Annotated in this window: 21 protein-coding genes and 1 tRNA gene; 6 read left to right on the forward strand and 16 right to left on the reverse strand. The window is 69.5% G+C overall.

From position 1 onward, the window contains the following. Positions 1-1,432: 1,432 nt before the first annotated feature. The 7 genes from AB0B82_RS07950 to AB0B82_RS07980 all read right to left on the reverse strand — a co-directional run bounded on the left by AB0B82_RS07950 (position 1,433) and on the right by AB0B82_RS07980 (position 8,454). Complete coding sequence (locus AB0B82_RS07950; RefSeq protein ID WP_360163899.1) at positions 1,433-1,999, reverse strand: hypothetical protein; 567 nt, start codon at positions 1,997-1,999, stop codon at positions 1,433-1,435. Beyond that, positions 1,996-2,520, reverse strand: coding sequence for a SigE family RNA polymerase sigma factor (locus AB0B82_RS07955; protein WP_360163901.1), 525 nt, complete (start codon positions 2,518-2,520; stop codon positions 1,996-1,998). Before AB0B82_RS07955 ends, AB0B82_RS07950 begins: the two co-directional genes overlap by 4 nt. A gap of 20 nt (positions 2,521-2,540) precedes the next feature. Continuing rightward, positions 2,541-3,878, reverse strand: coding sequence for a GGDEF domain-containing protein (locus AB0B82_RS07960; RefSeq protein ID WP_360163903.1), 1,338 nt, complete (start codon positions 3,876-3,878; stop codon positions 2,541-2,543). Between the two features lie 180 nt (positions 3,879-4,058). Next, on the reverse strand, positions 4,059-5,597 hold the full coding sequence (locus AB0B82_RS07965) for a helicase HerA-like domain-containing protein (protein WP_360163905.1): 1,539 nt from the start codon (positions 5,595-5,597) through the stop codon (positions 4,059-4,061). A 38-nt stretch (positions 5,598-5,635) separates the two neighbouring features. After that, positions 5,636-7,153, reverse strand: coding sequence for a PH domain-containing protein (locus tag AB0B82_RS07970; RefSeq protein ID WP_360163907.1), 1,518 nt, complete (start codon positions 7,151-7,153; stop codon positions 5,636-5,638). Then, positions 7,150-7,632 (reverse strand): PH domain-containing protein, encoded by a 483-nt coding sequence (locus AB0B82_RS07975; RefSeq protein ID WP_360163909.1) that lies wholly within the window; start codon positions 7,630-7,632, stop codon positions 7,150-7,152. The genes AB0B82_RS07970 and AB0B82_RS07975 overlap by 4 nt, the downstream gene beginning before the upstream one ends. A 108-nt stretch (positions 7,633-7,740) precedes the next feature. Further along, complete coding sequence (locus AB0B82_RS07980; protein ID WP_360163911.1) at positions 7,741-8,454, reverse strand: L,D-transpeptidase family protein; 714 nt, start codon at positions 8,452-8,454, stop codon at positions 7,741-7,743. 158 nt (positions 8,455-8,612) lie between these two features. On the opposite strand from AB0B82_RS07980, the gene AB0B82_RS07985 reads away from it, so the two are divergent. Together AB0B82_RS07985 and AB0B82_RS07990 are read left to right on the forward strand one after the other, a co-directional pair. Further along, entirely contained in the window at positions 8,613-8,906 is a 294-nt protein-coding gene (locus tag AB0B82_RS07985) for a type II toxin-antitoxin system VapB family antitoxin (RefSeq protein ID WP_133786633.1), read from the forward strand. Positions 8,907-8,937: 31 nt separating this feature from the next. Beyond that, positions 8,938-9,501: a LytR C-terminal domain-containing protein gene (locus AB0B82_RS07990; RefSeq protein WP_360163913.1), complete on the forward strand. Its 564-nt coding sequence runs from the start codon at positions 8,938-8,940 to the stop codon at positions 9,499-9,501. A 28-nt stretch (positions 9,502-9,529) separates the two neighbouring features. On the opposite strand, the gene AB0B82_RS07995 is transcribed toward AB0B82_RS07990, so the two are convergent. Then, positions 9,530-9,829 carry a hypothetical protein gene (locus AB0B82_RS07995; RefSeq protein WP_360163914.1) on the reverse strand — a complete coding sequence of 100 codons (300 nt, stop codon included), beginning with the start codon at positions 9,827-9,829 and terminating at the stop codon, positions 9,530-9,532. A 60-nt stretch (positions 9,830-9,889) separates the two neighbouring features. Between AB0B82_RS07995 and AB0B82_RS08000 the strand changes: the two genes are divergently transcribed. After that, positions 9,890-10,360, forward strand: a complete 471-nt coding sequence (locus tag AB0B82_RS08000) for a MarR family transcriptional regulator (protein WP_360163916.1) — start codon at positions 9,890-9,892, stop codon at positions 10,358-10,360. Between the two features lie 182 nt (positions 10,361-10,542). Here the strand turns inward: AB0B82_RS08000 and AB0B82_RS08005 are convergent, their stop codons facing one another. The 5 genes from AB0B82_RS08005 to AB0B82_RS08025 all read right to left on the reverse strand — a co-directional run bounded on the left by AB0B82_RS08005 (position 10,543) and on the right by AB0B82_RS08025 (position 13,566). After that, complete coding sequence (locus tag AB0B82_RS08005; protein ID WP_360163918.1) at positions 10,543-12,054, reverse strand: potassium/proton antiporter; 1,512 nt, start codon at positions 12,052-12,054, stop codon at positions 10,543-10,545. A gap of 210 nt (positions 12,055-12,264) precedes the next feature. Next, positions 12,265-12,355, reverse strand: a tRNA-Ser gene (locus AB0B82_RS08010). A gap of 13 nt (positions 12,356-12,368) precedes the next feature. Continuing rightward, positions 12,369-12,797, reverse strand: coding sequence for a nucleoside deaminase (locus tag AB0B82_RS08015; protein ID WP_360164149.1), 429 nt, complete (start codon positions 12,795-12,797; stop codon positions 12,369-12,371). Positions 12,798-12,828: 31 nt separating this feature from the next. Then, positions 12,829-13,302: a tRNA adenosine deaminase-associated protein gene (locus AB0B82_RS08020; protein ID WP_360163920.1), complete on the reverse strand. Its 474-nt coding sequence runs from the start codon at positions 13,300-13,302 to the stop codon at positions 12,829-12,831. A 102-nt stretch (positions 13,303-13,404) separates the two neighbouring features. Continuing rightward, positions 13,405-13,566 (reverse strand): hypothetical protein, encoded by a 162-nt coding sequence (locus AB0B82_RS08025; RefSeq protein WP_360163922.1) that lies wholly within the window; start codon positions 13,564-13,566, stop codon positions 13,405-13,407. 118 nt (positions 13,567-13,684) lie between these two features. Between AB0B82_RS08025 and upp the strand changes: the two genes are divergently transcribed. Next, positions 13,685-14,326, forward strand: a complete 642-nt coding sequence (gene upp / locus AB0B82_RS08030; RefSeq protein ID WP_360163924.1) for a uracil phosphoribosyltransferase — start codon at positions 13,685-13,687, stop codon at positions 14,324-14,326. Between the two features lie 126 nt (positions 14,327-14,452). Here upp and AB0B82_RS08035 read toward each other — a convergent pair whose 3' ends face one another. The 3 genes from AB0B82_RS08035 to AB0B82_RS08045 all read right to left on the reverse strand — a co-directional run bounded on the left by AB0B82_RS08035 (position 14,453) and on the right by AB0B82_RS08045 (position 17,447). Beyond that, the gene (locus AB0B82_RS08035) at positions 14,453-15,418 is read right to left on the reverse strand and encodes a hypothetical protein (RefSeq protein ID WP_360163926.1); all 966 of its coding nucleotides are present in this window, start codon (positions 15,416-15,418) and stop codon (positions 14,453-14,455) included. A gap of 79 nt (positions 15,419-15,497) precedes the next feature. Then, the gene (locus tag AB0B82_RS08040) at positions 15,498-16,400 is read right to left on the reverse strand and encodes a 1,4-dihydroxy-2-naphthoyl-CoA synthase (RefSeq protein ID WP_360163928.1); all 903 of its coding nucleotides are present in this window, start codon (positions 16,398-16,400) and stop codon (positions 15,498-15,500) included. 27 nt (positions 16,401-16,427) lie between these two features. Then, complete coding sequence (locus AB0B82_RS08045) at positions 16,428-17,447, reverse strand: LacI family DNA-binding transcriptional regulator (protein WP_360163930.1); 1,020 nt, start codon at positions 17,445-17,447, stop codon at positions 16,428-16,430. Positions 17,448-17,601: 154 nt separating this feature from the next. Here AB0B82_RS08045 and AB0B82_RS08050 point away from each other — a divergent pair, with 154 nt between their 5' ends. Continuing rightward, complete coding sequence (locus tag AB0B82_RS08050) at positions 17,602-19,533, forward strand: Xaa-Pro dipeptidyl-peptidase (protein WP_360163932.1); 1,932 nt, start codon at positions 17,602-17,604, stop codon at positions 19,531-19,533. 165 nt (positions 19,534-19,698) lie between these two features. Next, on the forward strand, positions 19,699-20,562 hold the full coding sequence (locus AB0B82_RS08055; protein ID WP_360163934.1) for a hypothetical protein: 864 nt from the start codon (positions 19,699-19,701) through the stop codon (positions 20,560-20,562). Positions 20,563-20,568: the final 6 nt, after the last annotated feature.

Raw genomic sequence — 20,568 nt, forward strand, 5'->3', positions numbered from 1 at the left:
GGGTGCGGTGGTGCGGGGTGCGGTGGTGCGGGGTGCGGTGGTGCGGGGTGCGGTGGTGCGGGGTGCGGTGGTGCGGGGTGCGGTGGTGCGGGGTGCGGTGGTGCGGGGTGGCCGTAGGAGTTACTGGATTTCCGCCGCACGATGGGTTCACCCACGGTGTTGTGGGTTCCGCACCCTTCACATGGGTCAGGAACCCACAACACGGTGGGTCAACCCACCGTGCGGGGACGTGCGCGGTCCGCGACCACCCAGCCGGGAGCGTGCGCCCGCCCTCAGATCATGCACCCCGTCCTGGGACCGTGCACCTCCGCTCGGGACCTTGCACACCCAGCCGGGACCTTGCACACCCAGCCGGGACCTTGCACACCCAACCGGGACCATGCACACCCAACCGGGACCATGCACACCCAGCCGGGACCATGCACACCCAGCCGGGACCTTGCACACCCAGCCGGGACCTTGCACACCCAACCGGGACCTTGCACACCCAGCCGGGACCTTGCACACCCAGCCGGGACCTTGGACAAGCAATAACCTGTCCACACCTACTACAACCTGTGCAAGGCTCTGTCTGTTCAAGCCTCCGTCTTCAGCCCGCACGACGACCGGCGCAGCCAACCTCGTACGCGCGGACATCCGCTCGTGTTGGGGGTTCTCTGTCGGTGTACAGGCAGAGAACCCCGATTCGCGCGAATCACCCATCGTGTTGGCACGGGGTACGCCGGGACGAACCGGCGCACCCGGGGCGGCCGGCAGACCGGGGCGGGGTGGGCTGCGGCCGGAGTGGGGGTACGCCGGGGTGGGGGCGGCCCGGGTGGGACGGCAGCCCGGGTGGGAGGGCTGGCCGGGGTGGGTGAGGTCGGGTGGGTTACTGGCCGGCGGGGAACTCTGTGGGGACCTGAGTTGGTTCTGCGCTCGGGTATGCGGTCGCCGTGGGGGACACGGTCTGCCCCGGCTCCGACGGGATGGCGGTCGGCACGGCGGAGGGGGTCCGCGCCTCGGAGGGAGTCGCGGTCGGCGGCAGGGAGGGGGTTGCGGACGGCTTGGCCACGCGCCGTACGGTGCTCGGTACCGCACTCGGTACCGCACTCGGTACCGCGCTGGGAGTGGCGATCGGGCTGCGCCTGGTCGCCTGGGACACGGTGGCCTCGGGAGTTGGAGAGGCCGCCTCTCGCGCTACCTGCGACGGCGTGGCTGCCGTCGGACCACCCGTCACACCGGCGTCACCGCTGGAACCGTTGCTGCGCGCAACCGCCGTACCGGCGACCGCGACGCCGATCACGGCGACGGCTGCCAGCCCACCAACAAGCCAGCGGGTCAGCTGTCGTGTTCGGCGTACCTCGTTCATTGTTGCCCTCCGCACCTTTGTGGTTTTCGGTCGGGCTGAAGGACGCGGGGCGTCGCGAGAAGGTTCTGTCCGGACTTCGTTCCGTCACTGTTGGGTCGGAGTCGGCGGGGCCGACGGCGTCGGGGGCTGCGGTGTCAGGGGCTGCGGCGGAGTACTTTCCGGCACCGATCGGTCCACCGAGGACGGCACGCTGGGAATCGACGTACTCGGCAGGCTCAAACTCTGCGTGCTCTTGCTCACCGTCTTGCTCACCGTCTTGCTCACCGCCCCGGTCGGCAACACCGTCCGGTGCGCGGTCGGCACCGTGGTCGGAGCCACCCCGGTGGGAAGCAGCGTCGGCACCGCCGATGGAGTCGGCGCCACCGTCGGCGCCACCGTCGGCGGCGACACCGACGACCCGGTGGACCCAGTCGACCCGGGCCCGGCCGGCTGGGGGACCTCGGCCGGACCCCGTCCGTTCCCCAGGACCCCGGCCACCAGCGCCACCGCCGCCGCGACCCCGGCCGAAGCAGCAAAGGCCGCGCCGGCCCGGGCTCGGACTCGCCGGCGGCGGGCGCCGGCGATTACCGCGGCAGGGTCGACGGGGGCGATGGTGTGGTCCGGCGTCAGCGCCGAGCGCAGTTCGTCCTCGACCAGTCCGTTGTCGTTCATGCTCGCTCCCCCACACCGCTCAGCTCGGGCGCGGCCCGAAGCTTGTCCAGGGCGCGCGCATTCGCACTCTTCACCGTGCCGACGGCGACCCCCAGCACCGCCGCCGTCTCCCGTTCGGTGAGGTCCTCGACGTACCGCAGTACGACGACCGCTCGCTCGCGCCGGCTCAACGTGGCGAGCGCGGCCCCGATCGCGACTCGACGCTGGACCGCGCCGCTCTGGTCGGCTTCCGCCTCGAGCAGCAGGTCCAGTTCGACGGCGTCCCCGCTCGGCCGTTCACGCCAGGGACGACGCCGTACCCAGGACAGGTGCTGGTTGACGACCGCCTGCCGTACGTACGCGAACGGATCGGCCATCTCGATCCGGTCCCAGCGCAGGTACGCCTTCTCCAGCGCGGTCTGGACGAGGTCCTCCGCGAGACCGGCGTCACCGCACAACATCCGCGCGAAATGCACCAGCCGCGCGGACCTGGCCAGCACGAATGCGGTGAAGTCGTCGTCACGACTCCCCGTGGCCGCCATCTGCGCTCCGTCCTGCCGTCTCACCGCACAGGACGCTGAGCGGGCGTCAAAGGTTCTGTCCGGTCCGAGAATTGCGTCGAAGTGGTCAGCCGAGGCAGCGGCAGGGTGTCGGCGGCCAGCCGGACGCGGTTGCGGCCGGCGGCCTTCGCGGCGTACATCGCGCGGTCGGCGCGCTGCAGCAGGTCGTCGACGGTCGCGCCGTCCGCCGGGTATACCGCGACGCCGATGCTGACGGTCAGGCGGAAGGTGTCCGGATCGAGGTCGGGATCGTCGAGGACGCCGGCACACATCGCCGCCAGCGGGCTGTTCGCGACTGCGTTGCGCAGCCGGTCGGCGGTCACCGTCGCCTCGTCGAGGCCGGTGTCGGGCAGCGCGATCACGAACTCCTCGCCGCCGAACCGGCCGATCACGTCCTTGGCCCGGATCGCGCTGCGCAGGATCGTCGCGACCGCGCGCAGGGCCTCGTCGCCGACCAGGTGCCCGTGCCGGTCGTTGACCTGCTTGAAGTGGTCGATGTCGATCAGCAGCACCGCCATCGGCTCGTGCTGGTTCCGCGCGGTGCGCAGCATCTGCTCGGTCCGCCGCCGCCACCAGTCGACCCTGGTCAGGCTGGTCTTCGGATCGGTCTGCGCCTCGGTCTCGAGCTGGCCGAGCAGCAGTGCGCGCTGCGCGGTCAGCGTGATCGGGATCGCGACGAACGCGAACCACGGACTGATCAGACAGGCCGCCGCGAGCAGGCAGCCGAACGTCGCGGCGGTCGCGTCGGTGCACAGGTCGTCCAGTCCGCCGATCGTCTCGCGCCGGTCGCTTCCGGGGATGATGAGCGAGATCGCGAGCCCGCACAGCAGCGTGTCGGTGACCACGTACGCGATCGCGCCGGCGGCCATCGACACGACCAGGCCGAGCCCTCCGTCGGTCAGCTCGCGGGCCGACTCGTAGACGGCGTGCGCGGTGCCGACGGCGAGGACGTGGACCGCCGTGGAGAACGCCCAGCGGTACGGGATGCACTTGCCGGCCCGGATCCGCCACCAGATCCGCAGCAGCAGCGCGACCAGGATCGCCAGCGCCGGATGCAAGATCAGCGCTGCGGCGATCATCCACGCCGGTGACAGGTCCTTGTGCAGTGCGCCGCCGCGCCGCCGGCGCCGCTCCACCCGGCGAGCGCCCTCGACCGAGATCAGCGCCGATACCGTCAGCGCGAACACCACGTCGAGACCACGCCAGTCGGGGCGCTCGCTGAACGCGTGCACGCCGTACCCGATCGCGGCCAGATCGACGAGCACCACAACGGCGAACGCCGGAACCGTCAGGGTCCAGAGCGCCCAGGATCGAACCGCTCGCCTACTCTGTGCAACCATCACTTCACACGGTACGACGTAACGGGCGTCAGCTCCCAATCCGTCACGGCGCGGCTGTGGATGACGACTTGGAAACGATCGCGATCGCTGTTCAGTCAGTCGTTTGATCAACGATCAGCCGCTGACCCGACCAACGATCGCGCGTCGAATCCCTTACGGGTAAAGCGTTTCAGCGCCTCGTCAGCGCCGCCGGCGGGCCGCGCCGAACAGTCCGCGGACAATCTCCCGCCCGGCCGACCGCGCGAACTGCTTGAACGCCGACGACCCGATCACCTGCTCGACGACCGACTTGTCCTGCTTCTGCGCCCGCGGCCGCGGCTGCTCCGGCTCGGCCTTCGCCTGCTTCTCGGCCTCGGCCTGCGCGGCCCCGGCCTGGACCTTGGCCGCGAGCAGCTCGTACGCCGACTCGCGGTCGACCATTTGTGAGTACTTGGCGTTGTTCGGCGAGGCCTGCACTGCCGCGGTCAGCTGCTCCGCGGAGGCCGGCGCCATCAGCGACTGCGGCGCCCGCAACCGGGTCCACGCGACCGGCGTCGGCGCGCCCTTCTCGTTCATCACGGTCACGATCGCCTCGCCGATCCCGAGCTGGGTCAGCACCTCACTCAGGTCGTACGACGAGCTCGGGAACGTCGACACGGTCGCCTTGAGGGCCTTCGCGTCGTTCGGCGTGTGCGCCCGGAGTTGGTGCTGCACGCGCGAACCGAGCTGCGCGAGCACCTCGTCCGGCACGTCCTTCGGCGTCTGCGTCACGAAGAACACGCCGACACCCTTCGACCGGATCAGTCGCACGGTCTGCGCGATCGCGTCCAGGAACGCCTTCGACGCGTCGTCGAAGAGCAGGTGCGCCTCGTCGAAGAAGAACACCAGCTTGGGCTTGTCCACGTCGCCGACCTCGGGCAGGTCGTGGAACAGGTCGGCGAGCAGCCACATCAGGAAGGTGGAGAACAGCGCCGGCCGGTCCTGCAGGTTCGGCAGCTCGAGCAGCGAGATGACGCCCTTGCCGTCGCGCTGCTGCAGCAGGTCCGCGGTGTCGAACTCGGGCTCGCCGAAGAACGCGTCGGCGCCCTGGTCGGCGAATCCGATCAGCGCCCGCAGGATGACACCGGCGGTCGCGGCGGACAGACCGCCGAGCTGCTTCAGGTCCTCCTTGCCCTCGTCGGAGGTGAGGTGCTGGATGACCGCGCGCAGGTCCTTGAGGTCGAGCAGCGTCAGCCCGGCCTTGTCGGCGTAGTGGAAGATCAGCCCCAGCGAGGACTCCTGGACGTCGTTGAGTCCCAGCACCTTGGACAGCAGCACCGGGCCGAACGAGGTGATCGTGGCGCGGATCGGGATTCCGGTGCCCTCGCCGCCGAGCGAGTAGAACTCGGTCGGGAAGCCGGTCGGCGTCCACTCCTGACCGATCGTCTTGGTGCGAGCCAGCAGCTTCTCGCTCTGCTCACCCGGCTGCGAGATCCCGGACAGGTCGCCCTTGATGTCGGCGGCGAACACCGCGACGCCGGCCGCGGACAGCTGCTCGGCCATCAGCTGCAGCGTCTTGGTCTTCCCGGTACCGGTGGCGCCGGCAACCAGGCCGTGCCGGTTCATCATCCCCAGCGGGATCCGGACGGCTGCTTCCGGTTTCGGCTCGCCGTCGACGAGCAGCGCGCCGAGTTCGAGCGCGGCCCCCTCGAACGCGTACCCCTGCTTGACGGTCTCCACGACGTCGGCTTGCTCGGCCATCTGCGCGTGCCTTTCCCCGGTTGCCTGATCTGGCTGCACTACCCGCTGCGCATGTTAGTGCGCGCCGGGCGTCCACGGGGTGATCGGCGCTCGACGAATGCCTCCAGCAGTCCCGGCACCGCCTCCTGCGCGAACGTCAGTCCTTCGTCGGCGTCCGCGTCCCGTACGGCGTAAGCACCCGAGCCGGCCGCGGTGATCGCGCCGAACGTGGCGAGTCCGAGCCGCCGCTGGAACACGGTCTGCCGAACCCGCCAGCCGATCACCCCCTCGCGCTGCAACGCCACGGTCGACCGCCGGAACGCCCCCGAACGAGCCACCAGGTAGCGCCCCGTGATCCCGTGCCCGAGCGCCCGGTACGAGTCCCGCGCCAGCAGTACGGCGGCCGGCAGCGTCACCACCGCGAGGAGAGCAGCCAGTTGCAGCAATACGTCCGCCAGCCACCATCCGAGTCCCGCGAGTGCCAGCAGCGGTACGGCGGTCGCGCTCAGGGCGATGCGCAACCGCCGTACCCGCGCGGCCGGTGGATGCGCAACCAGCCGAGCGGACGCGGTCGGTGCGACCGGTTCCTGGAGTACCTCGGCCGCGATCCGGTCGGCGAGGTCCTTCGGCGCCGCGGGCAGCAGCGTCTTGTGGTCGGTCCTGTCGTCCTGCTTCTGCTGCACCAGCCCGGTTGCCACCGCATCGACGCGGGCCGCTCCGGCCAGGCGTATGCCGAGCGGTTCGACCACCTCGACACCACGCAGGCGGCGTTCCTCGATCGAGATCGAGCGGGTGGTCAGCAGACCACGCCGTACGCGCAGAGTGCCCGGCTCGCGATCCAGCCGGTAGTTCCACCACATCTCCACGAACAAGCCGAGCGACCCGACCACGCCGACCATCAAGAGCAGGGCTGCCAGAACGAGGATCATCGCCAGCAGCGGCACGCCGCTGAACAGGTCGCCGACCCAGCCGATCAGCTCGTCCTCCAGCGTGAACCACTGCGCCACCTGCATCACCACCCCGCCGGCACCGAGGCCGAGCAGCGGCGCCAGATACGAGATCGGCGCGTAGCGGACCCAGACCGGGTCGAGCCTGGCCAGCGTCCCGTCCGTCTCGCTCCGCACCCCCTGCAGCAACTCGGTCCGCAGCCGTTCACCCTCGGCCCGGGTTACCGGATTGATCGTCAGCGTCCCCTCGCCCGCGTCGGTGTGCTCCCCGGTGCCGATCTTCACCGCGACCAGCCCGAACACCCGGAGCAGCGGGTTGGCGGTGACGTCCACGCTGCGGATCCGCTCGCGCGCCAGCGACCGCCGCCGCAGTACGACGAGGCCCGTGTGCAGTTCTGCCCGCTCGCTCCCGATCCGGTACTGCGTACGCCGCCAGCGCACGTACTCCACAGCAGCCAGCGCGACCACGACCAGCACCGCCGCCGGCAGTACCCACGCCAGCGCGACCGGTACCGACGTACCCGCGGCAATTCCGGCGGCGGTCGGAACACCAGCGCTGATGGCGAGACCAGCACCGACGAGCGCCCCGACGCCGACGGTCCGGACGTCGAGCCGCTGCCAGGTGCTCATGTCGCGTCTCCCGGCGTCGCCTGCGTGATCCGCGTCAACTGCTCGGCGAGATCCGCCGCCACTTCGTGGTCGAGCCCCCGTACCTTCAGCGAGCCCTTCGCGGACGCGGTTGTGACGACCAGAGTGGACAACCCGAACAGCTGCTCCACCGGGCCGCGCAGTGTGTCGACGGTCTGGATCCGCGACATCGGCGCGATCCGCCATTCCTGCCAGAAGTATCCGGCCCGGACGTAGACCGCGTCGTCCGTGACCTCCCAGCGATGCACGCGGTACCACCACAACGGCATCACCGTCAGGAACGGCAGCGCGATCACCGCCACGAGCACTGCAGGCGCCAGCAGCCAGAAACGGGCCGGCGGTATCAGCAGTCCGAGCAGCACCAAGGTGAGGACCGGCGGCGCGAACACCAGCACGGCGTTCACCCGCCAGACAGCGATCACCCGACGGTCGAGAGCGGTGGTGGGCGGCCTCAGCCGCACGGAGCCCAGCATGATTCCCCAGAGATCGACGGCAGGTCGCGATCGAGCCTAGGCACTGACGCGGTCGCTGTGCGTCCGCCGGACGGAGGACAACGCCCGTCCCCCGATCTACCGCATCACGACCACCCGAGTCGCACTGGTGGTGAAGGACCAGATCGCCGACGACATCGAGGCGGAGACGCGGATGCAGCCGTGCGAGGCGCGGTAGTTCGTGCCGAGCAGGTAGTCGGCGTGGATCTGGCGCCCGTTCGACTTGTACGTCGGGATCTGGTGGAAACCGATGCCGCACGGCGCGAACCGCACGAAGCGGTTCAGGTACAGCCGTCCGCCGTCGGTGTTCCGCGCGATCCGGCCCGCCCGGCCGCACTTCGATCCGCTGGTGTACGTGCCGGCCTTCAGGTACTTCGGGTTGTCGATGATCCCGCCCTGCCGCACGACCTTGCCCCGGGCATCGATCAGCCACACCCAGTTCTGGCTCTGGCTGAGCACGATCCGGCGGCCCGTCCCTGAGCGCCGCGGCACCGGTCGGACGTCACAGCGCTTCGCGGTCGAGGCCCGCAGCCGCGCGTACGTCGTACTGTTGAGCGAACCGGTCTGACTCAGCGCATTGGCCGACTGGAACCGTACCGTCGCCGCCTGGGTCATCGCGCCGGCCTTGCCGTCGACCGGGCCGGAGCCGCACCCGAGGGCATTCAGCCTGCTCTGGGCCACTTTCACCTGCGAGACCGTGAGCGCCTCGGCGGGCAGGATCGCGCCCGGCCCGACCAGCCCGACCAGGGTCACCGCCGCGGTCCCGAGACCGAGTTTCGGAAGAATTCGCATACCGTTCATCCCCCTTGACCGGTGGCGCGGAGCCGCGCCTGCCGTTGCTGTCTTGGTAAGACGTCACGCGGCCGGAAAAGGTTGGGTCTGCGGACCGGTCTGCTCCGGTGAGATTGCCGATCTCCTCGACGACCTGAGATCCCGCTAGACTTCGGGGGGTGATCTTCAAGCGCGTCGGGGACGACAAGCCGTACCCGGACCACGGACTGCGGCCGAAGGACTGGTCTTCGCTGCCGCCGCGCCAGGTCCGGCTGGACGAGCTCGTCACCACCAAGGGCACCTTGGACCTGAACGCGCTGCTCGACGAGGATTCGACCTTCTACGGCGACCTGTTCGCGCATGTCGTCGAGTGGAAGGGCGACCTGTATCTCGAGGACGGCCTGCACCGCGCGCTGCGGGCCGCGCTGCAGCAGCGTCAAGTCCTGCACGCACGGGTACTGGTCGTGGACTGACCATGGCTGCCGCTCACCGGGGGAGGAGCAGATGACAGCAATCCATCCGCAACCGAGGCCGCACTCGCGGATTCGCTGGCGGACGCCGATCACGATGGTGATCCTGCTCGGCATCCTCGTCGGCGGCGGCTGGTGGGGCTGGAACTCCTTGATGAACAGCAGCGCCGGGCCGACCTGCACCGAGCAGAAACTGCCGAACAACCGCCTGGTCCCGAAGCACGTGGTGCTGAACGTCTACAACGGCGGCGCCCGCGCAGGCTCGGCCGGCCGGGTCGCGGACGTCCTCAAGCAGCGCGGCTTCAACATCGACAGGGTCGCCAACGAACCGAAGGGCGACAAGGTCGACGTGGCCGTATTGCGCGGCTCGGCTGTGGATGCGCCGGAGATGCTGCTGGTCGCCGGTCAGCTGAACCAGAAGGCCCAACTGATCGCCGACGGGCGCACCGACCACACGGTCGACCTGGTGATCGGCTCCGGCTTCGGCTCGGTGAAGCTCAAGGGCGCACCGTCGGTCGCGGTCGCCCCCGGCTCCATGGTTTGCCTGCCGGTCGTCCACACCCCGCAGCCGATCCCCTCGGGCCAGAACCCGAACTGACCGCACGCTCGCTGCGCCGGACCGCCGGTCAGAAGATGAAGAAGCCGGTGACCGCGGTCGGCAGGATGCCCGGGATCACCCACGGCGAGAGCGGGCCGCGCTTGTGGATGGCGAGGATGCCGACGGCCGTCAGCACGCCGATCACGCCGGACATCAGCCACAGGCCGACGCCCTTGCCGAAGTCGTCCTTCGCCACCCCGATGCTGTAGACGGCCAGCGTGACGGCAGGAACGCTGCCGACATGGAAGAGGATGGCGGACACCACCCAGCGCTGCACGGTCTCGATGTTCATCGGCCGCGGGGTCCGGCGTCGTATCACCTGCGTCATTGCTCCCTAGCTGACTCTCGCACTAATAGTTAGTGTACATAATGTTGCTACACTAACCACATGGCAGGGACGAAGATCACGCCGGACAACCCGCTCGCGCTCGAGCACCAGGTCTGCTTCGGGCTCGCCGTCGCCGCGCGGACCGTGATCGCCCTTTACCGCCCGGTCCTCGAGCCGCTGGGGCTCACCCACCCGCAGTACCTGGTGATGCTGGCGCTGTGGCAGGCCGAGCCCGTCTCGGTCAAGGATCTCTCCGGGATGCTACAGCTGGAGCCCGCGACCCTGTCGCCGTTGCTCAAGCGGCTCGAAGCGGCCGGCCTGGTCCGCCGCGACCGCTCCAAGGACGACGAGCGCGCGCTCGCCGTGGCGCTGACCGAGAAGGGTCGCGCGCTCCGCGAGCAGGCGCTGACCGTGCCGCCGACGATCGTCGAGCGGCTCGGCCTGGAGGTGGACGAACTCATGGACCTGCACGCCCGCCTGACCACCGTGATCGCCGCAGCGACCAAAGCCGGTCAGCAGACCGGTAAGTAATCGGAGTCCACCAGGGGCCCGATGGGATCTTCTGACTCCGGTGGGGGTCGTCGCCGAGGATCTCAGGAGGGTTTTCTGCCTATGGCGAGCAAGAACCCTCCACTGTCGTGCGGAGAACGCTCCCAGGAGAGTTTCGGGGGTCAGGCAGTGCATTGGCGCCTCGGCACGGGGTGAGGGGCCGCTCAGTGCTGCTCGCTGCCGCGCTCGCCGAACCAGCCCGCGAGCCGGCCGGCCCTGGACACGGCACGAAGCCGGCGCACGGTCTGCTCACGAACCGGGCTGGGCGCGACCACGAGCAGGTTGTCGGCAGCCCGCAGCACCGTACGGCGGTCCGGGACGAAGGCTCGCTCGCCGCGGATCACCAGTGAGACCGAGACTCCGGCCGGTAGCCGGAGCTCACCGATCTCGACGCCGGCCAACCGGGACTCGCTCGGGACGTGCACCTGAAGCATGTCCGCGCCGAGCGTCTCGAGCGGCGCCACGTCGATGTCGACCTCGTACGCCGCGTTCTCGTCCAGCACCTTCAGCCGCTTCGCCAGCCACGGCAGCGACGGGCCCTGCAGCAGCGTGAACAGCAGCACGAGCACGAACACCACGTCGAAGATCCGGTCGGCCTGCGGCACGCCTTCCGCGAGCGGGATGGTCGCGAGCACGATCGGTACGGCGCCGCGCAGTCCGGCCCAGCCGATGAACGTCTGCTCCCGCCAGGGCAGCCGGAACGGCAAGGCCGACAACCCCACCGCCGCGAACCGGCCGACAACTGTCACCGCGATCCCGATCACCAGCGCGACCAGCACGTCGTTCAGGTCGAAGTTGCCCGGTGACGCGAGCAGTCCGAGCATCACGAACAGCCCGATCTGGGCCAGCCAGGCGATCCCGTCGACGAACGAGCGTGTCGCCATCCGATGCGGCAACTCGGCACGCCCCAGGACCAGCGAGGTCACGTACACCGCGGCGAACCCGGACACGTGCAGCAGCACCGAGCCCCCGGCGTACGAGATGAACGCCACCGCGAGCACCGTGAGCGGGTAAAGACCCGCGGAGCCGAGGGCCATCCGCCGGATCAGGCCGACGCTCACCCAGCCGATCAGCAGGCCGAACACCGCGCCACCGATCAGCTCGTAGAGGATCAGGCCGGTGGTGTACAGCGGCCCGTGCTCGCCGATCTCGCCGGTGCTGACGAGGGTGACGAGCAACACGGTCGGGGCGTCGTTCAGACCGGACTCCGCCTCGAGCGCACCGCGCAACCTGGGGCGGATCGGTACCCGTCTCAGCACCGAGAACACGGCCGCTGCGTCGGTCGGTGACGTGATCGCGCCGAGCAGCACCGACAGCTGCCAGCTCAGCCCGAGGCCGTAGTGCGCCACCAGAGCGACGATGCCGACACTGACCGCGACGCCGAGCGACGCCAGCAGCAGGCCGAGCGGCATCACCGGGCGGACCTCGTTCCACCGAGTGGTCAGACCGCCCTCGGTCAGGATCACCACCAGCGCCGCGAACCCGAGGGCGTGCGCGAGCTGGGCGTCCTCGAAATGAATGTTCCCCGGACCGGACTCCCCCAGGAGCAGGCCCATCCCGAGGTAGAGGAGCAGTGACGGGAGGCCCAGCCGCCCGGACAGCCGCACAGCGACCACGGCAACCAGCAGCACCGCGGCACTCGCCAGCAGAATACTGTCGAGCTCCTCAACGTTCATAAGGGGCCCTCTCGTCGAGCGTCCCGAGTCAGGTCCAGAGAGGCGAAAACCCTGACGCATCACACAGCATCAGGGTCTCCGGTCTCACTGCCGCCCCGAGGGGCGGTTTTGGCGGTGGCGGAGGGAACCGTCGCAGGCTCCTCCCAAATCCCACAGCACTTGATATTTGCTGGGATGGTCCCACACTCCGTGCGTGACCATCCCGGCAAATGGCGGTGGCGGAGGGATTTGAACCCTCGGACGGGGGTTGCCCGTCACGCGCTTTCGAGGCGCGCTCCTTCGGCCGCTCGGACACGCCACCGCCGGAGACACTATCAAGATCTGTGGCCGATAAAGAAATCGCGGAGCCGAGCACCCGCCTCGTCGGCCATCACGCCGCCGACCACCTCGGGCCGATGGTTCAGCCGGCGGTCCCGGACGACGTCCCAGAGCGACCCCACTGCGCCGGCCTTCTCGTCGTACGCCGCGAAGATCAGCCGGTCCAGCCGGGACAGCACGATCGCCCCGGCGCACATCGTGCAGGGCTCCAGCGTGACCACCAGCGTGCAGCCGGTGAGCCGCCATTCGCCGACCTGCCGGGCCGCCGCCCGGATCGCGAGGATCTCGGCATGCGCGGTCGGGTCGCCGGTCGCCTCCCGCTCGTTGTGACCGCGGCCGATGATCTCGCCGTCGGCGTTCACCACCAGCGCCCCGATCGGTACGTCGGGCAACGCCCGCTCGGCCTCCTCGAGCGCCTGCACCATCAGCCGCGACCAGGCCTGTCGCAGCAACGGGCTAGCCAACGGCTTCCACCGCGTCGTGGAACTGGTTGCCGAACCCAAGAGTCTCGGCGATCTCCTCGAGCATTTCCTCCGGCAGCAGGTCGACGTCGTCGCAGAGCGCGCCGAGGTCCATCGCGGCCATGCCGAGGTCCGCGACGATCGTCAGGTCGCCGGCCGGGACCTGCTCGTCGTCGTCATCGGCGAGCGGAATGTCGAGCTCGTCGACGACCTGCTTGGCCAGCGGCCACTCGGTCGCGGCGGTGACGTCGGAGATCAGCAGCCGGGCGCGGCCGCGCTCGACCCGGACCAGCACGAAGAAGTCCTCGTCGACCGACACCATGCCGAGGACGCCGGTCTCGCCCGGATACCGGCGCAGCGCGGACACCAGCGCCGACAGGTCGGGTTCACCGCGCAGTACCAACGGCGTGACGGTCCAGTGCCCGTCCTCGGCGTACGCAGCCACCGCGAAATCCAGGTCCGCGCTCATCGGCCCTCCCGGGTCTGACACCGGGTCATCGTCGCAGACTCCGGCGCTCCAGGCGATCTCGTTGCCGCATCGATTCCGTCTGCCACCGCCCAGCTCGAGTGATCAGTGGTGGTACGTCGCCCGGCGCATCGCTTCGCGGAGTTGCCGCACGCGCGCTCGCCGGGGTGCGATCCGGTCCCAGAGCGCCCGTGCCTCCTCACGCTCCCGGAGGAACTCCGCGCGGCGCCGCAACCGGTCCTGCTGCTCGGGCGATTTCTCCGTCATCGGGCCACTCCCTGGGGGGCGACAGGGCAGACTCCCGTGCCCAGAGAACGGACACCTTTCCAGTGTCGCAGCGGGCGCGCTTCCCGGCGCCGAATCGCCGACGGTACCGTTCGGGCTTATGCAGATCCTCGTCGTGGACCACCCGCTCGTCGCCCACAAACTCACCGCCTTGCGTGACGAACGCACGGACTCACCCACGTTCCGGCGGCTGACCGAGGAACTCGTCACGCTGCTCGCCTACGAGGCGACCCGGGACGTGCGGACCGGCCCGATCACCGTGCAGACACCGGTCGCGGCGGCGCAGGGCGTGAAGCTCGCCGCGCCGAAGCCGCTGGTCGTCCCGATCCTGCGGGCCGGTCTCGGCATGCTCGAGGGGATGACCCGACTGCTGCCGACCGCCGAGGTCGGCTTCCTCGGCATGGTGCGCAACGAGGAGACGCTGACCGCGTCGACGTACGCCGAGCGGCTGCCCGAGGACCTGTCCGGGCGCCAGTGCTACGTGCTCGACCCGATGCTCGCCACCGGTGGGACCCTGGCGGCGGCGATCCAGTTCCTGGTCGACCGCGGCGCCGACCACATCACCGCGATCTGCCTGCTCGCCGCGCCCGAGGGCGTCGAGCGCGTCGAACGCGAACTGACCGACTTGGACGTTCCCTGCAACCTGGTCATCGCCGGCATGGACTCACATCTGAACGACAAGGGCTACATCGTCCCCGGCCTCGGCGACGCCGGCGACCGCCTGTACGGCGTCGCCCAGTAAGTCGTCCAGTAGGTCGTCCAGTAGGTCGCCCAGTAGGTCGCCCAGTAGGTCGCTCAGTAGGTCTTCCCCACAACCGAGGATGTGCTTGCCGCCGGCCACCATGACGGTGCCGGCGGCAACCAACGGCTACACCAATGCGCTGCGATAGAACAGGTTCGCGCGACGGGCGCCGGTTTCGCCGGAGGCGAAGCCGAAGCACAGGCGCGGGTGGCCGAACCGGTCGATGTGGACGCCGACGCCCTCGGCTTCGCGGTAGAGGAGGTCCGGGCCGTCGAGGATCTTCACGGACTCGACGACCTCGCCCTTGGTGATGTCGTACGCCCACAGCTTCGACGTCGCCGTGGCCGGGTCGAGCTCGCCGAGGTGCTTCTCGCCTTCCCACAGGTAGACGTACGAGCCGTACAGCGCCCAGCCCTGGAAGTCGATACCGGCCGTCATCGCGGGCTGCTTGAACGACGCGAGCGGCCGCGAGAAGTCACCGGCGCGCGCCGCGGTCAGTGCGTACACGTTGATGTGGAACCCGTCGGGCAGATTGTGCCGGATACCGATCCGGCCGTGCCGCTGATCCACCGACGGCGTGAACACCCTGCCGTCCGCGACCGGCTTCCAGCTCCGCAGACCGGGTGAGTCCTTGGTCAGCGTCGCGCCGTTCTGCCAGCGGAACCGGGCGATCTGCTGACCGCGCGCGTTCGTGGTGTCGACATCGGTCTCGGTCCACAGGTACGTCGTACGCCCGACGGACTCGGCACCGATCGAGACCGCGTGGCCGAACCCGTTCAGGTACATGTGGCCGACCACGTCGCCGGCGAGCGTCAGCTGGGTCAGCGTCAGGTCGCCACTGCTCGATGGCGCCCCGCCGCGCAGCTGCCCGGCGAACAGCCGCTGGTTGGCGTTGTCGAAGGCGATCGACTGCATCACGGTGACTTCCGCGAGCGGCTTCTCGCGGAACAACTCACCACCCGGCCCGGCGAGCGCGAACCGCCGAGTCGGGGTCAGGGTGGACGGATGGGCGGAGGCGGGCACACCCACGGCCCCGGCAGCGATCACAGCACCGGCACCAGCGAGCAACCCACGGCGGGAGAGATTGGTCATAACGCCCGACCGTAAGTGATCTACCGCGAACTGTCAGCAGTTCGCGCACCATTTTCTGCTAACTAATCACGCAGGAGTGTTAGAAAGCGTAGGGGTACGGCGACCAGTCCGGCGACCGCTTCTCCAGGAAGGCGTCGCGCCCCTCGGCGGCTTCGTCGGTGCCGTAGGCGAGCCGGGTGGCTTCGCCGGCGAACAACTGCTGCCCGACCAGCCCGTCGTCGATCAGGTTGAACGCGTACTTCAGCATCCGCTGCGCGGTCGGCGACTTCGCGCAGATCTTCTTGCCCCACTCCAGCGCCACCGCCTCGAGCTCGGCGTGCGGGACGACCTTGTTCACCATGCCCATCCGGTACGCGTCCTCGGCGGAGTACTCCTCGCCGAGGAAGAAGATCTCCCGCGCGAACTTCTGCCCGACCTGCCGCGCCAGGTACGCCGACCCGAAGCCGCCGTCGAACGACGCCACGTCCGCGTCGGTCTGCTTGAACCGCGCGTGCTCGGCGGACGCCAGCGTCAGGTCCGCGACCACATGCAGGCTGTGCCCGCCACCGGCGGCCCAGCCCGGCACCACGCAGATCACCACCTTCGACATGAAGCGGATCAACCGCTGCACCTCGAGGATGTGCAGCCGCCCGGCCCGCGCCGCGTCGATCGTGTCGGCGGTCGTCCCCTCGGCGTACTTGTAGCCGTCCCTGCCGCGGATCCGCTGGTCGCCGCCCGAGCAGAACGCCCAGCCGCCGTCCTTCGGCGACGGACCGTTGCCGGTCAGCAGCACGCAGCCGACGTCGGTCGACATCCGCGCGTGATCGAGCACCCGGTACAGCTCGTCGACGGTCTGCGGCCGGAACGCATTGCGCACCTCGGGGCGGTTGAACGCGACCCGGACCACGCCGGCGTCGACCGCGCGGTGGTAGGTGATGTCGGTCAGCTCGAAGCCGTCCACCGGCTTCCAGGCCGACGGGTCGAAGATCTCGGAAACGGTCACCTCGCGAGCATAAAGGCGACAGCGTGCTCAGCCGCGGGCGGTGCTCTCCCGCAGAACCACCTCGGCCTTGAAGGTCTCGGTCGTCGCCTCGCCGCCCTCGATCGCGAGCTCCAGCGCACGACGCCCCATCTGCTCCAGCGGCAGCCGTACGGTCGTCAGTCCCGGCCACACGTCCCGCAGCGTCGCGATGTCGTCGAACCCGGCGACACCGAGCCGGCCCGGTACGTCGACACCACGGGTACGGAACGCCGACATCGCGCCGACGGCCATCACGTCGTTCACCGCGAACACACAGTCGACGGTGGGTACGCCGCCGCGGTCGAGCAGCTCCTCCGCGGCGGCGTACCCACCGTCCCGCGTGAACGCGCCGGTCTCGATCGCCACCGGCTCCAACCCCGCCTCGGCCAGTCCGGCGACGAACCCGTCGCGCCGATCGCGTGCGGTCGCGAGCGTCTCCGGCCCGCCGAGTACGGCGAACTTGCGCCAGCCGAGCCCGGCCAGCTCACGCGCCAGGTCCGCGGCACCCGTCCGGTTGTCCGGCTCGACGGTGTGCGCGGGCATCCCGGACTGGCTGACCAGGGCGAGGCCGGCACCGGAGTCGAGGAAGCTTTGCACCTCGTGCGCCATTCGCTCGAGGCTCTCGCCGTCGGTGCGCCGGCTACCGATCATCACGGCGGCCCGGGCCCGTTGCGCGCGCAACGACGACAGGTAGGCGATCTCACGCTCGGAATCGCGGAACGTGCTGGCCATCATCACCAGCAGGTGGCGTTCGTCCGCGGCACGCATCACGCCGTTCGCGATCGCGGCGAAGTACGGGTCCTCGATGTCGTGCACCAGAATGCCGACCACGTTCGTCGACGACTTGGCCAGCGCCTGGGCCTGCGCGTTCGGCGTGTAACCGAGCTCGTCGGCCGCGGCCTTCACCCGTTCCTGCAACTCCGGGCGGGGAATCCGGTCCCCGCCGTTCAGCACGCGGGAGGCGGTCGCGACCGACACCCCCGCACGCTGCGCCACGTCCAGCAATGTGACCGGTGCTCGCAGATTCATGGCCTACCCTTTCGTGCGTCCCCCGGGGCGGTGGCGGTCACCCTACCGAACTGGCAGGATCGAGACACCGCCTGCACGCTCAGTATCGGGCAGGTCGCTACCAATATCGGCAGAACCTGGCGCTGCGGCGCGCGAGTGACTAGCCTTCCCAGCCATGAGGACCGTCCACGCCAGGGTGACGATCCTGGTCTCGTCCGCCGTGCTCAGCCTGACGACCCTCGTCGTACCCGCCGTGGCTGCGCCGGTCCCGGACGGACCCGGCGCGCCGGCCCAGGCCGCGCCGAGCGTGCCGCAGCACGTCGACACGCGCGCCAAGAGCACCGAGCCGGTGTACGACTACGCGGACGCGATCCGCGAGTCGGTGTACGTCGACACCACGATGGACACCGACTCCGACGGCGAGAACGACACGATCGCGGTCGACATCGTCCGTCCGAGTGAACCTGCCCTGGCCGGCACCAAGATCCCGGTCATCATGGACGCCTCGCCGTACTACTCCTGCTGCGGACGCGGCAACGAGAGCGAGAAGAAGACGTACGACGGCAACGGCGTGATCCGGAAGATGCCGTTGTACTACGACAACTACTTCGTTCCGCGCGGATACGCGATGGTCGGTGTGGACATCGTCGGCACCGGCCGCTCGACCGGCTGCGGCGACGTCGGCGGCCGCGACGAGATCCAGTCCGTCGTCGACGTGATCGACTGGCTGAACGGCCGCAACACCGCACACACCGCGGACGGCCAACCGGTGCAGGCGACCTGGAGCACCGGCGCGGTCGGCATGATCGGCAAGTCGTACGACGGCACGCTGGCGAACGGCGTCGCGGCGACCGGCGTCCGCGGCCTGAAGACGATCGTGCCGATCTCGGCGATCTCGTCGTGGTACGACTACACCCGCTCCGGCGGCGTCCCGTACTCCGACGACTACATGCCCTGGCTCGCCGGGTACGTCGGCCACGACAGCGCCGCCTGCGACGAGGTCCGCGGCGAGCTCGGCGACAACGACGACGACGAGACCGGCGACTACACGTCGTTCTGGGCCGAGCGCGACTACACCAAGGACGCGTCGAAGGTGAAGGCGTCGGTCTTCATCACCCACGGCCTCAGCGACTACAACGTGCAGACCAACCACTTCTCGCAGTGGTGGTCGGCACTGTCCCGCAACAACGTGCCACGCAAGCTGTGGCTCGGCCTCGAGGACCACGTCGACCCGTTCGAGTTCCGGCGTGACGAGTGGGTCGACGAGCTGCACAAGTGGTTCGACTACTGGCTGCAGGGCCTGCAGAACGGTGTGCTGAAGGAGCCGATGGTCTCGGTCGAGACCGCGCCCGACGTGTGGAAGAACTACCGCACCTGGCCGGCCGTGAACCGCCCGATCCCGGTTCCGCTGGCGGCCGGCAAACTAGGTGCCGCAGGCAAGGGTTCGGTGACGATCACCGACGACCCGGACCTCAGCGAAGACGAGATCGTCGCGGATCCGACCGACGTGATCGCGGGCCGGCAGATGTTCTTGTCCGCACCACTGACCGCGCCGCTGCGGATCAGCGGTACGCCGTCGGTCACGCTCCGGTTGAAGTCCGACTCGACGACCACACCGGTGACCGCGCGACTCATCGAGTACGGCGAGGCGGAGCGGTACACCGGCATCCGCCGTACCGACGAAAGCACCTGCGAAGGATCGAGCACCGACTACGACGACAGCTGCTACTACACCGTCGAGAAGCTCACCGCCCAGAGCGACCACGGCATCGTCAGCCGCGGGTGGATCGACGCCGCGCACAGCAAGTCGCTCTCCAAGCCGACCCCGCTGAAGCCCGGCCAATGGACCACCGTGACCGTTCCGCTGCGCGCCCAGGACCAGATCATCCCCAAGGGCCGCGTCATCGGCCTCGCCGTCACGCTGTCCGACACCGAGTGGACCAGCCCCAACGACACCGGCGCCACCATCGACATCGACCTGGCCGCCAGCAAACTCAACATCCCCGTCTCCGCCGGCCGCGTGACCGCCCCGACGAAACCTCAGTCCATCGAGGTCCGCATCACCACCCCCACCCAACGCCCCAACCTCCACGACCCGAAGAACTGACCCGAGCACCCGGTTCGGCTCGGCGGCTCGCCGAGTCGTGAGGATTGGCTGCTGACAACAGCCGAAATTCACGACTCGGCGAAAGGGTCGAGAGCCAATCGCCACGACTCGGCGGGCTGTGGACAACGCGCGCCGCGAGATCGGCGAACTCGGGACAATGAGTAGATGTTGTTCACGGTTGCGGAGGCACGTGCCGCGGGGCTATCGCGTGGCGTGCTCCGCGGACCGGCGTACCGCCGCGTGCTCGGCCCCGTGTACGTCGACGCAGCTGTGACCGTCACCCCGCAACTGCAGGCCACAGCTGCGTTGATGCTGACGCCCGGCGCCGTCGTAAGCCATCAGACCGCGTTGAGCCTGTGGACCGGCGACCATCGCGCCGGCGACGTCGTCCATGTCACCGTCCAACGCAATCCACGGTTGACCTTGCCACGCGTGCAAGGGCTCCGCGTGCACGAGGTCCAACATCTCGACCAGGAGTCGCCCGCCGAACTGCCGCTGACGTCTCCTGCGCGGACCTTCCTCGATCTCGCGCCGTACCACGATCTTCCGGACTTGGTCGCGGCGGGAGACGCACTCGTACGCCGAACCGCCGCCGAGCCGACGGATTTCGTCGAAGCGTCAGCGGCCGCGATCGGCGTCCGCGGCGTACGACTGGCGCGTGCGGCGGCCAGGTTGGTGCGGGCCGGCGTGGACTCCCCGATGGAATCGAGGCTGCGGATGGTCCTTGTCCTGGGTGGACTGCCCGAGCCGACGATCGGCCACGTCGTCAACGACTCCGGTGGCGGCTGGCTCGCCACCCTCGACCTCAGCTACCCCGACCGTCAGCTCGGCATCGACTACGACGGCCGGCATCACCTCGCGGACCCGCGCCAATGGCGCAACGACATCCGCCGTCGCGAGAACCTCGAGCGCGAAGGTTGGCTGCTCCGGCTCGTCACGGCGTACGACGTCCTCCAGGCCCCGCAGACAGTCGTGGCCCGCATCACCGAAGACCTCGCCACCTACCGCCGCCGCAGCTACGCCGCCTGACCTGCG

The sequence above is a fragment of the Kribbella sp. NPDC048915 genome (genome assembly GCF_040649595.1).
Classification (GTDB): Bacteria; Actinomycetota; Actinomycetes; order Propionibacteriales; family Kribbellaceae; genus Kribbella.